11 protein-coding genes and 3 rRNA genes are annotated in these 15,848 nt (G+C 48.6%); 7 read left to right on the top strand and 7 right to left on the bottom strand.

Annotated elements, in window-relative coordinates:
* Positions 1–147: 147 nt before the first annotated feature.
* The 7 genes from EXU85_RS02960 to EXU85_RS02990 all read left to right on the top strand — a co-directional run bounded on the left by EXU85_RS02960 (position 148) and on the right by EXU85_RS02990 (position 7,831).
* Positions 148–1,654, top strand: a 16S ribosomal RNA gene (locus EXU85_RS02960).
* Between the two features lie 211 nt (positions 1,655–1,865).
* Positions 1,866–4,699 (top strand): 23S ribosomal RNA (locus EXU85_RS02965).
* Between the two features lie 131 nt (positions 4,700–4,830).
* Positions 4,831–4,941: ribosomal RNA gene (gene rrf, locus EXU85_RS02970) — 5S ribosomal RNA — on the top strand.
* The 16S, 23S and 5S rRNA genes sit together here, the layout of an rRNA operon.
* 158 nt (positions 4,942–5,099) lie before the next feature.
* Positions 5,100–5,453 carry a transposase family protein gene (locus EXU85_RS02975; protein WP_142770642.1) on the top strand — a complete coding sequence of 118 codons (354 nt, stop codon included), beginning with the start codon at positions 5,100–5,102 and terminating at the stop codon, positions 5,451–5,453.
* A 19-nt stretch (positions 5,454–5,472) separates the two neighbouring features.
* Positions 5,473–6,426 carry a transposase gene (locus tag EXU85_RS02980; RefSeq protein ID WP_142770643.1) on the top strand — a complete coding sequence of 318 codons (954 nt, stop codon included), beginning with the start codon at positions 5,473–5,475 and terminating at the stop codon, positions 6,424–6,426.
* 78 nt (positions 6,427–6,504) lie between these two features.
* Entirely contained in the window at positions 6,505–6,867 is a 363-nt protein-coding gene (locus EXU85_RS02985; RefSeq protein WP_142770644.1) for a transposase family protein, read from the top strand.
* Between the two features lie 46 nt (positions 6,868–6,913).
* A complete protein-coding gene (locus tag EXU85_RS02990; protein ID WP_246859410.1) occupies positions 6,914–7,831 on the top strand; it encodes a transposase in 918 nt (305 codons plus the stop codon).
* Positions 7,832–7,878: 47 nt separating this feature from the next.
* Here EXU85_RS02990 and EXU85_RS02995 read toward each other — a convergent pair whose 3' ends face one another.
* From EXU85_RS02995 to leuC, 7 genes are all read right to left on the bottom strand, one after another.
* Entirely contained in the window at positions 7,879–8,340 is a 462-nt protein-coding gene (locus tag EXU85_RS02995; RefSeq protein WP_142770646.1) for a hypothetical protein, read from the bottom strand.
* A gap of 115 nt (positions 8,341–8,455) precedes the next feature.
* Positions 8,456–9,595 (bottom strand): 2-isopropylmalate synthase, encoded by a 1,140-nt coding sequence (locus EXU85_RS03000; RefSeq protein WP_142770647.1) that lies wholly within the window; start codon positions 9,593–9,595, stop codon positions 8,456–8,458.
* Between the two features lie 258 nt (positions 9,596–9,853).
* On the bottom strand, positions 9,854–10,930 hold the full coding sequence (gene leuB / locus EXU85_RS03005; RefSeq protein WP_142770648.1) for a 3-isopropylmalate dehydrogenase: 1,077 nt from the start codon (positions 10,928–10,930) through the stop codon (positions 9,854–9,856).
* A gap of 178 nt (positions 10,931–11,108) precedes the next feature.
* On the bottom strand, positions 11,109–11,804 hold the full coding sequence (locus tag EXU85_RS03010) for a bifunctional 2-polyprenyl-6-hydroxyphenol methylase/3-demethylubiquinol 3-O-methyltransferase UbiG (RefSeq protein ID WP_142770649.1): 696 nt from the start codon (positions 11,802–11,804) through the stop codon (positions 11,109–11,111).
* 176 nt (positions 11,805–11,980) lie between these two features.
* On the bottom strand, positions 11,981–13,501 hold the full coding sequence (locus EXU85_RS03015; protein ID WP_142770650.1) for an alpha-isopropylmalate synthase regulatory domain-containing protein: 1,521 nt from the start codon (positions 13,499–13,501) through the stop codon (positions 11,981–11,983).
* A 103-nt stretch (positions 13,502–13,604) separates the two neighbouring features.
* Positions 13,605–14,201 (bottom strand): 3-isopropylmalate dehydratase small subunit, encoded by a 597-nt coding sequence (leuD, locus tag EXU85_RS03020; protein WP_142770651.1) that lies wholly within the window; start codon positions 14,199–14,201, stop codon positions 13,605–13,607.
* 96 nt (positions 14,202–14,297) lie between these two features.
* Positions 14,298–15,707, bottom strand: a complete 1,410-nt coding sequence (gene leuC / locus EXU85_RS03025; RefSeq protein ID WP_142770652.1) for a 3-isopropylmalate dehydratase large subunit — start codon at positions 15,705–15,707, stop codon at positions 14,298–14,300.
* Positions 15,708–15,848: the final 141 nt, after the last annotated feature.

A 15,848-nucleotide genomic window follows, 5' to 3' on the forward strand; every position in this document is an offset into this window, starting at 1 on the left:
TTAAATCACTTCTCAACCACGCTTCGGCCAACGGGCCAGGCGCACAGTTCTTTGACAAACGGTCAGCACAACAATAACGCAACTTTGTGATTTCGATCACCGGTTGAACAACATCGAGATTAACTTTGGTTAGTCTCACAATTATTTACGATGGAGAGTTTGATCCTGGCTCAGGATGAACGCTAGCGGCAGGCCTAATACATGCAAGTCGAACGGGTCGCAAGACCAGTGGCAAACGGGTGCGTAACGCGTAAGCAACCTGCCTCCTACTGGGGGATAGCCCGGCGAAAGCTGGGGTAAACCCGCACGGTCCCCTGAAGTCACCTGGCTTTAGGGGTAAACATTTATGGGTAGGAGAGGGGCTTGCGTCTGATTAGCTAGTTGGGGGGGTAACGGCCCACCAAGGCGATGATCAGTAGGGGTTCTGAGAGGATTGGCCCCCACATGGGTACTGAGATACGGACCCAACTCCTACGGGAGGCAGCAGTAGGGAATATTGGGCAATGGACGCAAGTCTGACCCAGCCATGCCGCGTGCAGGATGAAGGCGCTCAGCGTTGTAAACTGCTTTTATCAGGGAAGAAAAGTAGTCCTGCGGGATTATGTGACGGTACCTGAGGAATAAGCACCGGCTAACTCCGTGCCAGCAGCCGCGGTAATACGGAGGGTGCAAGCGTTGTCCGGATTTATTGGGTTTAAAGGGTGCGTAGGTGGTTTTCTAAGTCTGGTTTGAAAGCTGGTGGCTTAACCATCAGATGTGGCTGGAAACTGGAGGACTTGAATGCGTTGGCGGTAGCCGGAACGGGTCATGTAGCGGTGAAATGCATAGATATGACCCAGAACACCGATTGCGAAGGCAGGCTACTACGACGATATTGACACTGAGGCACGAGAGCATGGGTAGCGAACAGGATTAGATACCCTGGTAGTCCATGCCGTAAACGATGATTACTGGCTGTGTGTGTTTAAGCATGCGTGGCTGAGCGAAAGCGTTAAGTAATCCACCTGGGGAGTACGCTGGCAACAGTGAAACTCAAAGGAATTGACGGGGGTCCGCACAAGCGGTGGAGCATGTGGTTTAATTCGATGATACGCGAGGAACCTTACCTGGGCTAGAATGTGCGTGAAGGGCTCAGAAATGGGTCCGTGTAGCAATACACACAAAACAAGGTGCTGCATGGCTGTCGTCAGCTCGTGCCGTGAGGTGTTGGGTTAAGTCCCGCAACGAGCGCAACCCCTGTACTTAGTTGCCAGCGAGTAATGTCGGGAACTCTAAGTAGACTGCCTGCGCAAGCAGAGAGGAAGGGGGGGACGACGTCAAGTCATCATGGCCCTTACGTCCAGGGCGACACACGTGCTACAATGGTCGGTACAGCGGGTAGCGATAGGGTAACCTGGAGCCAATCTTGTAAAGCCGGTCACAGTTCGGATTGGGGTCTGCAACCCGACCCCATGAAGCTGGAATCGCTAGTAATCGCGCATCAGCCATGGCGCGGTGAATACGTTCCCGGACCTTGTACACACCGCCCGTCAAGCCATGGGAGTTGGGGGGACCTGAAGTGGGAGGTTATAGTCCTATCAGGGTAAACTCGGCGACTGGGGCTAAGTCGTAACAAGGTAGCCGTACCGGAAGGTGCGGCTGGAACACCTCCTTTTTGGAGCCGATTAATGTCATTGCTTCGGCGTGCATTAAGAAGTTGAGTTGAGTGCTGACGTTTGTTAAGGACTTTGTCTTTCCCTTCGGGGCGAGACAAGTTGTTCTTTGACCTACAGGGAGAGACTGAATTACGAGTAGTCGTAGTTCATGAAATAGCAGTCAATTGATTGATTGCTGGATAGACAAGTAGAGCATTTTAAGTAAAGCGTAAACACGCAGCAAAAGGGTGTCTGGGGGATGCCTAAGGCTTCTGATGGCGAAGAAAGACGTGGCAAGCGACGAAACGGTACGGGGACCCGCTGGCAGGGGCAGATCCGTATGTGTCTGAATGGGGCAACCCGGTGGTTTGAAGAACCATCATCATGCTTACGCATGAAGCAAACGCGGAGAACTGAAACATCTAAGTACCCGCAGGAAGAGAAAACAATTGTGATTCCCTGAGTAGTGGCGAGCGAACGGGGAACAGCCCAAACCAATCACGTTACGGCGTGGTCGGGGTAGTAGGACCTGACATCAAGTCAACAACCGAACAAAAAGCACTTGGGAAAGTGCACCATAGAGGGTGAGAGTCCCGTATTGGTCAGTGCGTTGATGGGTTGGGATTCCTGAGTAGGGGGGAACCGGAGAAATTCCCTCTGAATCTGCCGGCACCATCCGGTAAGGCTAAATACAATCAGAAGACCGATAGCGCAGAGTACCGTGAGGGAAAGGTGAAAAGTACGGGGAGTACCCGGGTGAAATAGATCCTGAAACCAGGCACTTACAAGCGGTTGGAGCCCCCAGTGTGGGGTGACAGCGTGCCTTTTGCATAATGAGCCTACGAGTAACCGTCACTGGCGAGGTTAAGATCGTTGACGATCGGATCCGAAGCGAAAGCGAGTCTGAACAGGGCGTCTAGTCAGTGGGGGTTGACGCGAAACTTGGTGATCTATCCCTGGCCAGGTTGAAGGGGTGGTAACACACCGTGGAGGACCGAACCGATAAGCGTTGAAAAGCTTCCGGATGAGCTGGGGATAGGGGTGAAAGGCCAATCAAACTGAGAAATAGCTCGTACTCTCCGAAATGTTTTTAGGAACAGCGTTACGTGTTACTGTCTGTGAGGTAGAGCGACCAACAGGATGCGGGGGAGTCACATCCTACCAACTTCTGATGAACTCCGAATGCGCAGAGAGGTGCGTGGCAGTGAGGGCTTGGGTGCTAAGGTCCAAGTCCGAGAGGGGAACAACCCAGACCATCAGCTAAGGTCCCTAAGTGTGTGCTAAGTTGAACAAAGGCGGTCCGGCTGCTGAGACAGCCAGGAGGTTAGCTTGGAAGCAGCTATTCCTTTAAAGAGTGCGTAACAGCTCACTGGTCGAGCGGGGCGGGCGTCGATAATAAACGGGCATCAAGCACATCACCGAAGCTATGGACCTATACTTGGAGTATAGTGTGGTAGGAGAGCATTCTATGGGGGGTGAAGTTGAAGCGTGAGCTTTGGTGGACCGCATAGAAAAGCAAATGTAGGCATAAGTAACGAGAATGAGGATGAGAACTCCTCACACCGAAAAGCTAAGGTTTCCTCCGCGATGGCAGTCATCGGAGGGTTAGTCGGGGTCTAAGGAGCAGGCGAATGCCGGGCTTTGAGGGGGAACAGGTTAATAGTCCTGTACTATCTATGCAGGCAGTCTCATGACGGAGTGCCAGAGATGCTACGTCCTGACGGAATAGGGCGTTGAGCGGAGGCTTCGGCTGAAGCGAAGTGTTGACGGGGCTTCCAAGAAAAGTGAGGGTGTGTTAAGCGTATGGATACCCGTACCGTAAACCGACACAGGTAGCTGGGAAGAATATTCTAAGGTGCGCGAAAGAATCATGGTTAAGGAACTCGGCAAGATTACCCTGTAACTTCGGGATAAGGGGGGCCGTCTGGCAACAGCGGCTGCAGAGAAGAGGCCCAGGCGACTGTTTACCAAAAACACAGGACTCTGCCAAAATGAAAGTTGACGCATAGGGTCTGACACCTGCCCGGTGCTGGAAGGTTAAGGGGGGAGCTTAGGGGTAACTCGAAGGTTTGAACTGAAGCCCCAGTAAACGGCGGCCGTAACTATAACGGTCCTAAGGTAGCGAAATTCCTTGTCGGGTAAGTTCCGACCTGCACGAATGGTGTAACGATCTGGGCACTGTCTCAACCATGAGTTCGGTGAAATTGTAGTAGCGGTGAAGATGCCGCTTACCCGCCACGGGACGGAAAGACCCCGTGCACCTTTACTACAGCTTAACATTGAATGCCGGTCAGTCATGTGTAGGATAGGCGGGAGATTGCGAAGGGGTGTCGCCAGGCATGCTGGAATCAACCTTGAAATACCGCCCTTGGCTTACTGGCGTTCTAACTGGAGACAGGACCGTGTTTGGTGGGTAGTTTGACTGGGGTGGTCACCTCCGAAAGGGTAACGGAGGTTTCCCAAGGTCCGCTCATGCCGGACGGTAATCGGCAGGGGAGTGCAATAGCAGAAGCGGGCTTGACAGTGAGGCCTACAAGCCGATCTGGTGCGAAAGCAGGGTATAGTGATCCGGTGGTTCCGCATGGAAGGGCCATCGCTCAAAGGATAAAAGGTACGCCGGGGATAACAGGCTGATCTCCCCCAAGAGCTCACATCGACGGGGAGGTTTGGCACCTCGATGTCGGCTCGTCACATCCTGGGGCTGGAGAAGGTTCCAAGGGTTCGGCTGTTCGCCGATTAAAGTGGCACGCGAGCTGGGTTCAGAACGTCGTGAGACAGTTCGGTCCCTATCTGTGGTGGGCGTTGGAATATTGACGGGCTCTGTCCTTAGTACGAGAGGACCGGGATGGACTCACCGCTGGCGAATCGGTTGTTTGGCCGCAGGCACGGCCGAGTAGCTACGTGGGGAACAGATAAGCGCTGAAAGCATCTAAGTGCGAAACTGGCCTGAAGATGAATGTTCCGGTATAAAGGGGTGTTGTAGACGACGACGTTGATAGGCGGTAGGTGTAGGCATCGAGAGGTGTTAAGCCGAGCCGTACTAATGGCCCCGGACGCGTGTTTGTGATTTTGCTTAGTAAGAATGCTCTAAAGGAAGTCTAGTATTGATCAGAAGTTGAATGCAAATCAGAGTCTCTCTCTGTGGGGAAAAAGACATATAAGATCTTGATCGTAACTGATCAGAAGGGTCAATCAGGTTGGTGCTGGTAAGGCGGGTGTTCACCTCTTCCATCTCGAACAGAGCCGTTAAGCCCCGTACTGCCGATGGTACTGCTGTCACAAGCGGGAGAGTAGGAAGGTGCCACCTGAATGAAATTAAGTAAAAGGCCTGTCCAAACGGACAGGCCTTTTGCGTTTGCTCATTTTATTATGGATAATGCTTTTGCGGTAAAGCGGGATCAATTCCAAAAGTTGTGGAGGGCATTGTATTTTTTTAGGTTTGTGAATTAATCAAATCTAGTTGTTTTGGAGAGTTTCTTGCCCATCGTTCAGTTTCTGTTGCCTGAGTTCATCCTACAAAATTTTGAATTGACCTCCATCGACCGCCCTGAGGGAGTCTTTCATGTTCATATCGAAGAGAAAAATGCCGATGAGACGGACCCTCAACGGAAGAATCTGCTCTCCAAAGGCTTTTTCCCCACTATCACCGTCCAGGACTTTCCCATCCGGGGCCACCAGGTATTCCTGCATATCAAACGCCGTCGCTGGCTCAATACCCAAACCGGCAAAGTCGTCTATCGAGACTGGACTCAGGTAGCAGATGGAACGCGGATGACCAGTGAGTTTTCCGCTTTTTTAAAACAAATCAGTCGATACTAACCCGACTAATATCAACTCCATTGGCGGCTTTTATGGGGTTGGTGGCAAAATTCTATTACGCCAATACCGTGATTATCAGAGTGGATTTGCCAATTGGCAACAAAAGCAACATGCCAAAGACTGGTTGCTTTATCCCCAAAACCTGGGTACGCATTTGTCGCTAGATGAAACGAGTCTTTCACAAGGGGAACTCTATACGATTCTGACCAATAAAGCCGCTAGAGGAGGCAAGGGCAGTATCGTAGCCATTGTGGCGGGTACTAAAGCCGAGACGGTGATTGAGATATTGCGTAAGTTATCTGAAAACCAGCGCAAAAAGGTAAAGGAAATTACCCTGGATATGGCAGGCAATATGGCCCTAATCGCTAAAAAATGTTTCCCTAAGGCTATCCAAGTGACCGACCGTTTCCATGTGCAACAACTGGCTCTGGAGGCCGTCCAGACTATGCGAGTTGAGTACCGCTGGCAAGCCTTGGAGGCTGAAAATGAGGCTCTTGAGCAGGCTACGTTTAACCAGATCGACTATCAACCAGAGTTACTTACCAATGGGGATACAGTGAAACAATTGCTGGCTCGCAGCCGCTATGTGCTTTATAAAAAGGCGACTGATTGGACGATCAGCCAGCAAGAGCGGGCCAGTCTGCTTTTTGATCGATATCCAGACCTGAAGCGAGCTTATGAGTTGAGTCAGTCCCTAAGTCACCTCTTTGAGCAGACGACCGATAAACTGTACGGCTTAGCTCGCTTGGCCAAATGGCATGAGAAGGTCCGCCAAACTGGCTTGAAGGCTTTCAACACGGTGGCTCGTTCGATTCAAAACCACTACAAAACAATTTTGAATTATTTTGACAATCGCAGTACGAATGCCTCGGCGGAGTCCTTCAATGCTAAGATCAAGGCATTTCGGGCTCAGTTCCGCGGGGTTCGCCACGTGGAATTCTTCTTATATCGGCTGACTCAATTATATGCTTAATCCAAGATGCTCCACAACTTTTGACCTTGATCCCATTGTATTTATCTAGGTTTGTGCGTTTAATCAAACCGCGTCGTTTTGGAAAGCTTCTTACCCATTATCCAGTTTCTATTACCTGAGTTCATTCTAGAAAATTTCGAATTGACAGCCATTGACCGGCAGGAGGGCGTTTTCCAGGTGCATATCGAAGAGAAAAATGCGGATGAGCAGGATCCAGAGCGAAAAAACTTACTCTCCAAAGGCTTTTTCCCTACCATCACTGTCCAGGATTTTCCCATCCGTGGACACCAGGTTTTCCTGCACATCAAGCGCCGTCGCTGGCTTAATACCAAAACAGGAAAAGTCGTTTATCGAGACTGGACTCAAGTAGCAGAAGGAACGCGGATGACCGGTGAGTTTGCCGCTTTTTTAAAAGACATCAGTCGATACCAACCCGATTAATATCCGATCAATTGGCGGATTTTATGGGGTTGGTGACCGAGCCTTATTGCGCCAATATCGTGATTTTCAGAGTGGCTTTACCGATTGGGATCAACGAGGCCACGCTAAAGAGTGGCTGTTGTATGCCCACAATCTGGGGTCGCATCTGTCATTGGATGAAACCAGTCTGTCGCAGGGAGAACTCTACACCATCCTGACGAATAAAGCGGCTAAAGGTGGCAAAGGAAGTATCGTGGCCATTGTCGCCGGAACTAAAGCCGATACAGTCATTGAAGTCTTGCGTAAGTTGCCTGAAAGTCAGCGCAAAAAGGTAAAAGAGGTTACTCTGGACATGGCGGGTAATATGGCTCTGATTGCTAAAAAATGTTTTCCCAAGGCTACTCAGGTGACTGATCGGTTCCATGTGCAACAATTAGCCCTGGAGGCTGTTCAGGACATGCGGATTGCGTATCGCTGGCAAGCCTTGGAAGCCGACAATGAAGCCCTGGAGCAAGCTAAGCTTAACCAGACCGACTATCAACCAGAGATGCTTGCCAATGGCGATACGGTCAAACAACTGCTGGCTCGCAGCCGCTATGTGCTCTATAAAAAGGCGACTAACTGGACAGAAAGCCAGCGTGAGCGGGCTATGCTGCTATTTGAGCGTTATCCAGATTTGAAGACAGCCTATGAATTGAGTCAATCCTTGAGCTACATCTTTGAGGCTACCACCAATAAGCTTTACGGCTTAGCTCAGTTGGCTAAGTGGCATGAGGGGGTACGTCAAGCGGGCTTTAAAGCCTTCAACACGGTGGCCCGCTCCATTCAGAACCACTATGAAACGATCTTGAATTATTTTGACAATCGCAGTACCAATGCCTCAGCCGAGTCCTTCAATGCCAAGATCAAAGCGTTCCGGGCTCAGTTCAGAGGGGTTCGCAACGTAGAATTCTTCTTATATCGGCTCACTCAGTTATATGCTTAATCCAAGTTGATCCACAACTTTTGAACTTGATCCGTAAAGCGCTTGAGCTACGCAAACTCAATATCTTGCAGAGCTGGAAGCGTTATTTGAGCTAGTAATTGCTCTTCTAATAGCTCTGCCCAAGCATTCATGTAGGAAATGACATCTTCCCGTACGTTATGCCTTAAAAAACGCTTCTCAAGAGGAAAACGGACCAGAACCTGACGATCATCAAGTCGTTCAAGGTGTTTTAAATCCTCCAGCATCAATCCTGCATTAAGCATTTCATTGATCAGGAGATCAATAGGCATCTGACTAGTTGAACAATAGTCCTCTGCCTGTTCATTCCAATCCCCATGCCGTTGCATAGCGTATTGATGAATCTGATCTTTGGTAAGTTTGGTTAACTCTTGTGCCAAATTACCGCAATTGCAACCTCCCATATGTCCCCATTGGTAAGGGGCTCCATTCTTTAAGCTCTGTACAGTTCGGCGAAGGGCATTAATTAATTCAGGAGTTGGACGGGCCATGGTTGTGAGGATTTATCCTGGTTTAGTGTCATCTAATATACTGGCGAAACAGACTGTATTGCCGTTTTGTTCAGCTGACAAACTAAAAAGCCCGTCGTGGGAGACGGGCTTTTTATTAGCGGATCAATTCCATTAAATCTTTATCATTCACTTCTTTACGAATATCGGCCATATCAAGGAAGCGGGTGTAGATTCCATCGAGTGTTGGTTTGTCATAGCGGAAACCAAGTAGTTCAAGTCGGTGCTTTAAGGCGTGACGGCCGGAGCGCGCAGTGAGTACGATAGAGGATTTTGGTACACCAACATCATGTGGATTCATGATTTCGTAGTTCTCCGAGTGTTTAAGAAAACCATCCTGATGAATACCTGACGAGTGCGCAAAGGCATTACGACCAACAATGGCTTTATTGGCCTGAACAGGCATACGCATCATCTGAGATACTAAATTACTTACAGGGTATAAGCGAGTCGAATCGATATTGGTATATAACCCTAATTCTTTCTTGACTTTTATCGCCATCACAACCTCTTCTAATGAGGTATTACCGGCACGTTCACCAATACCATTCATTGTTACTTCAACCTGCCGTGCGCCGTTCATAACGCCCGCGAGCGTGTTTGCTGTCGCCAGACCCAGATCGTTGTGGCAGTGAATTGAAATCGTAGCTTTATGCACGTTTGACACGTGTTCATAGATGTACGCGATTTTCTTTCCGTATTCGTCCGGTAGGCAATAGCCTGTTGTGTCAGGGACATTAACGACCGTTGCCCCAGCATTAATTACGGCTTCCGTTAATTGAGCCAGGAAGACGAGATCGGCGCGGCCAGCATCTTCAGCGTAGAATTCTACGTCTTCTACGTAGGTTTTAGCATGCTTGACCGCAGCAACAGCCTGTTCGAGAATTTTTTCCCGTGTACTACCGAATTTATTCCGGATGTGAATGTCCGACGAGCCAATTCCCGTGTGAATACGCCCGCGTTTTGCCCATTTGAGCGCTTCGCCAGCCGCATCGATATCGCCTTTTACAGCCCGGCTAAGCGCGCAAATCGTTGGTTCTGTAACGGCTTTCGAAATTTCAACAACTGAGCGAAAATCACCTGGGCTGGAGATGGGAAATCCGGCTTCAATAATATCGACCCCCATTCGCTCCAGTTCTTTAGCCACCACAATCTTTTCTTCGGTGGTTAACTGGCAGCCTGGCACTTGTTCGCCATCGCGCAAAGTGGTATCGAAAATATAAACTCGTTGGCTCATGGTCCGATAAATATTGAATACGTAAGAATTCGTTAATTATAAAAAAGGCCCTTTCCTGTGGAGAAAGGGCCTTTTTTGTATGGCATATCCTTCGCTCCGTTCTTAGAAAACGTTTAGTTTTTGCAGTCGGTAGGGAAAGGAATTGGTCATAAATTATCTGCGAAATTTCGCTGATCGCGTAAATACGCTACAAAAATAGCCATTTTGAAAAAGTTTGCAAGCGAATAAACAAAAATTTTCAATGGTATATCGCGCCTATTACGCTTGTAAGCGTTGCAATAACTGTTCGCCCATAGCAGTAGTCCCCAAAAGTTTATCGGCTGGTGTGCTACTATTCGCGATATCACGTGTACGGAAGCCTGCTTTTAAAATAGCATCTACGGCGTCAATAATAGTCTGGGCTTCTGTTTTAAGGCCAAATGAAATATCCAATAATAAGGCTACGCATAGAACCGATGCTAGCGGGTTTGCTACGCCTTTGCCTGTAATATCGTGTGCCGATCCATGAATAGGTTCATAAACCCCCGTGCTGTCGCCAACCGAAGCCGACGCCAGCATACCCATTGACCCAGCAATCTGACTAGCTTCATCGGTTAGGATATCACCAAAAAGATTACCTGTTACTACTACATCAAAACGCTTGGGATCTTTAATAAGTAGCATTGCCATAGCATCAACAAACTGGTGCTCAACAGCCACATCTGGGTATTCAGGAGCAAGTGCCTGTACAACCTCGCGCCATAAGCGACTACTTTCTAACACATTGGCTTTATCAACCGAGCATAGCTTCTTGCCACGTGTACGAGCCGCTTCAAAGGCTTTTCTGACAATACGCTCTACTTCATATTTGCTGTAGATCATGGTGTCATAAGCAGTGTTTCCATCATCAATCCGTTCGCGTTTGCCGAAGTAAACATCGCCCGTCAATTCCCGAAAGAAAAGAATATCAGCCCCACGCAGGATTTCAGGTTTAATACTGGATGCATCGAGTAGCTCGTCAAAGAGTTTAATAGGGCGCAGATTAGCATATAGCCCTAGTTCTTTGCGCATCTGCAAAAGCCCCTGTTCAGGCCGTACTTTCGCCGACGGATCATTGTCATATTTGGGATGGCCTACTGCACCAAATAAGATCGCATCGGAAGCCCGCATTTTTTCCAACGTTTCGGCGGGTAGAGGTGAGCCGGTAGCTTCAATAGCCACGTGACCGATTAATGCTTCGTCGTACGAAAATTCATGCCCGAACTTTTGAGCAATAACTTCTAAAACCTGTTTGCCAACGGCGGTTACTTCGGCGCCAATGCCATCGCCGGGTACTACAAGGATGTGTTTTTTCATTTGGAAAACGAATGAGTGAGCACCTTAGGCTCTGCCATTCTTTGGGAATAAGTAATTGGACTTGTTTAAATGAATAATGAACACTGTACAATGATAATGAGTGTACTGATAGTGAGTTGTGTAGCTATTGTTCATTTTACAGTATTCATTATCCATTGTTCATTTACTGGTTGGCTTGCTACTTGGGACGGATTGCTTCAGCAATAACATTTTTTCCAATGATCTGACCAACCGTTAACTTATCAAATACGCGGCTCACAGGGAAAATAACCCGATCGTAAAGAATAACGGAATCCTTTGTAATTCGGCCATCTTTACCCATCCATTTGTAGAGTAACGAGATGAAGTATCCGGCGAAATCATAATACCGACAATCTGTAACTTTCAGTCCGGCATCTTCCAGAATCTGGCGAACCAACTTTTTATCGTAGCGCCGGTAATGACCAACATGCTCGTCCATATTACTGAAAATTTCCTGACGGGCTGGAACGAACACTTTCAGGCGGCCCCCTGGCTTGAGTTTGGAATATAATTCCTTTACAATTTCGCCGTGATGTTCAATGTGCTCCAGTACGTTGATTGTATAAATCAGGTCATATTTTTTAGCGAGCTGGCTGATATCGGTATAAACGGGTTGTTTGATCAATGGCAATAGATCCGGGTCAATTTCGGCTGCGTCGACACTTCCTATCGGAAATCGGTTCGCATATTCGCCATTTCCAGCCCCAAAATCCAATATGGCTTCACCAGGTCGAATATCTCGGGCGACCCACTTGTACAGACCGCTGTTATAGTTAACAGCGTGGCTCATCATGGCCAAATTGTCGGACCCATTGTATTCAACTTTTTCCGCCGTTTGTTTTGCCTGATTCATAAGGACGAATTGAATGTGATAACGTTTGGTGCTTTAATTTATAAAACACGAAGTTATTAAGTAAATGGACAATGTAAAATGAGCAATGAATAATGAAAATTAGCTTGACAAGCAGGGTATGTACATTAACCATTATTCATTTTACATTGTCCATTCGCTTAAGTGAATTGTCATTTTTAATCCAGCGTATTCAGCATTTTTTGGGTTGCCTTAATGGCCGATACGGTCTGGTCGGAATCGAGACCTCTGGTTTTGAACTCACGGTTGTTTTGCTTCCAGGTAATAATCGTTTCGCAAAGGGCGTCGGTTCGGCCTCCGGTCGGAATTCGGACGGCGTAATCGGTCAACAAGGGTAGGGTTAACTTTTTCTTACCATAAATCTTCTTGAGGGCATTCATGAATGCATCGTACTGACCATCGCCCTGAGCATTTTCTTCAAACAGTTCCGTATCGATCCGTACCCGTAAGGTAGCCGACGGTTTAAGGTCTTTGGAGTGTGTGAGTACGTAATTAAGGACTTCTACCCGAGAAGCGATGGCATTGGTATTCAGAACATCGGAGATGATATACGGTAAGTCTTCCCGAGTGACCGCTTCTTTCTGATCGCCCAGCTCGATAACCCGCTGCGTCACCTTTTTAAGGTCGCCTTCTGATAACAGAATACCCAGTTCGCGGAGGTTGTTCTCGATATTCGCTTTTCCCGACATTTTGCCGAGTGCATAGCTTCGTTTGCGACCAAACCGTTCGGGCAACAGGGTGTTGAAATACAGGTTATTTTTTTTGTCGCCATCGGCGTGAATACCCGCAGTTTGGGTAAACACGTTGTCGCCAACAACAGGCTTGTTATCGGGAATCCGAAGCCCGGAAAATGTCTCAACAATCTTACTGACTTGATACAGTGATTTCTCGACTACACCCGTCCGTACATCCGGCATAAAATCCCGTAAGGCTGCAATGGCGCTGGCCATGGGTGCGTTGCCAGCGCGTTCGCCCAGGCCGTTAACGGTTAGGTGTATACCATGTGCGCCTGCCCGAATCGCTTCCATCACGTTGGCGATGCTGAGGTCATAGTCGTTGTGGGCGTGGAAATCGAAATGTAGGTTCGGATACCGGCTTACCAACGGGCTAATAAATGCATAGGTCTCGTTTGGCGTGAGTACACCCAGGGTATCTGGTAAGAGTACCCGACGAATGGCCTGGGTTTGCAGGAAATCCAGGAACTGACGTACGTAATCGGGCGAGTTGCGCATGCCGTTGCTCCAGTCTTCCAGGTATACATTTACTTGTAAACCTAGTTGCTGAGCGTCGCGAATAACTTGCTGGATTTCATCGAAATGTTCCTCAGGTGTTTTCTTAAGCTGGTGAATGAGGTGATTCAACGAGCCTTTTGTGAGCAGGTTCATGACCTTTGCTCCCGATGCTTGCATCCAGTCGAGAGAAGCCTGTCCGTCGACGAATGTCAACACCTCCACTTTATCAAGCATACCGCTTTTGGCAGCCCAGGCGGTAATCTGCTGGACGGCCTCCAGTTCCCCTGCCGATACGCGTGCCGAAGCTACTTCAACCCGATCTACTTTGACTTCGGTAAGTAGTAATTGCGCCAGAGCTAATTTCTCAGACGCTGAAAACGACACTCCGCTGGTTTGTTCACCATCGCGGAGCGTCGTATCCATGATTTCAATATAACGACGTTTCATTTTCAATGAGTGAAAGAGTGAATGAGTGAAAGAGTGAGTGAGTAACTGACATATAAAGGCTTTTTCACGACAGCCACTCTTTCACTCTTTCACTCTTTCACCTTTAAAATGGTCTCGCTTCGGCGAAGGCTTCGATTTCGGTTTTCATCGACAGCAGGTAGTCGATGTCGTCGTAACCATTAATGAGGTTGTGTTTCTTGTACTCATTGATGGCAAAGTTTTCGTTATCGCCCGTAGCCAACAGCGTGATCGTCTGTGTAGGCAGGTTAATCTCCAGTTCTGTTGTGGGATCGGCTTCGATGGCTGCGAAGATTTTTTCCAGGAATTCGGGACTTACCTGTACCGGCAAGATGCCGACATTGATCGAGTTGTTCCGGAAAATATCGGCAAAGAAACTCGATACCACGCAACGGAAACCATAATCGTAAATGGCCCAGGCTGCGTGTTCGCGGCTCGATCCACTGCCAAAGTTTTTACCGCCAACCAGAATCTTACCCGAGTAAGTGGGGTCGTTCAGTACGAAATCAGCCTTGGGCGTATTGTCGTTGTTATACCGCCAGTCGCGAAAGAGATTGTCGCCAAATCCTTTGCGCTCAGTCGCTTTCAGGAAACGAGCAGGGATAATTTGATCAGTGTCAACGTTCTCGTTCGGCATGGGAACGGCACTGCTACAGAGTATAGTGAATTTGTCGTAAGCCATTTTTGATGAATGGATAATGAATAATGTGTAATGGATAATGTTTGAGTAAGGTGAAATCAGGCTCCAGTCAAAGAAGCCATCATTGTACATTATTCATTACACATTATTCATTAAACCTCTTGGATCTGTTACAACACCCGTAACGGCGGCAGCGGCAGCTACTAATGGGCTGGCCAGCAGTGTGCGTGCGCCGGGTCCCTGACGACCTTCGAAATTTCGGTTCGACGTTGAAACGGCATATTTCCCCGCCGGAATCTTGTCTTCATTCATGGCTAAGCAAGCTGAACAACCCGGCTGACGTAGTTCAAAACCAGCCTGGGTCAGGATGTCCAGAATACCCTCCTCCTGAATTTGTTTCTCAACAACGTGCGATCCCGGTACTAACCAGGCTGTGATGTTATCGGCTTTCTGACGACCTTTCACAATAGAGGCAAACGCCCGGAAATCTTCGATACGACCATTCGTACAACTGCCGAGGAATACAAAATCAACGGGTTTGCCAATCATGGATTCGTTTTCGGCGAAGCCCATGTACTGGAGTGATTTTTTGTAGCTCGCTGAACCGTCTTTTACGCTCTCGGCGGTTGGAATCTGGTGGGTTACACCTGTTCCTAGCCCAGGGTTTGTACCATAGGTAATTTGTGGCTCGATGTCGGCCGCGTCGAAGGTCAGGTCGAGATCGAACGTAGCGTCTTCGTCGGTTTTGAGTGTCTGCCAGTAGGGAACCAGTTTGTCCCACTGCTCGCCTTTGGGCGATAGTTCGCGGCCTTTCAGGTAATCGAGTGTGGTTTGGTCGGGCGCAATCATGCCGCCCCGAGCACCCATTTCGATGGTCATGTTACAAACCGTCATCCGGCCTTCCATGGTCATATTCTCGAACACCTCACCAGCGTATTCGACAAAGTAACCCGTAGCGCCACTAGCCGATGTTTGCGAAATGATGTATAGAATCACGTCTTTCGGTAACACGCCTTTGCCTGTTTTACCGTTGACGGTAATGCGCATTTTCTTAGGCTTGGGCTGCATAATGCACTGGGTCGCCAGTACCATCTCAACCTCCGATGTACCAATCCCGAATGCAATGGCTCCGAAGGCGCCGTGGGTTGAGGTGTGTGAGTCGCCACAAACGATGGTCATGCCCGGTAGGGTTATGCCATTTTCGGGACCTACTACGTGTACAATTCCGTTTTTGATATGGCCAAGTCCCCAGTGGGAGATGCCATATTTAGCCGAATTGCGCTCCAATGCATCTAGCTGATTAGCCGACATCGGATCGGCTACAGGTAGGTGCTGGTTTAGGGTTGGGGTGTTGTGATCGGCGGTGGCAAACGTGCGTCCCGAGAATAATACGGGTGCATTACGACCCTCGAGGCCAAGAAACGCCACCGGACTCGTTACTTCGTGGATAAAATGCCGGTCGATGAACAACACATCGGGACCATCTTTAACCTGCCGGATGACGTGCGCGTCCCATACTTTGTCGAACAGGGTTTTTGGGGTACTCATAGATGTAGTAGGTAACTGTTCCAGGTAATTAATCTATTTCTCGAGTGCCGCTATGCGGAGAAATGAGGTTACAAAATTGCGGAATCTTCTTGAATCATGTATCCCGCCATTCGTCCAGTAAATAGCGATTTTAGTTCAAGT

It is taken from the genome of Spirosoma sp. KCTC 42546, from assembly GCF_006965485.1.
In the GTDB taxonomy this organism is placed as follows: Bacteria; Bacteroidota; Bacteroidia; order Cytophagales; family Spirosomataceae; genus Spirosoma.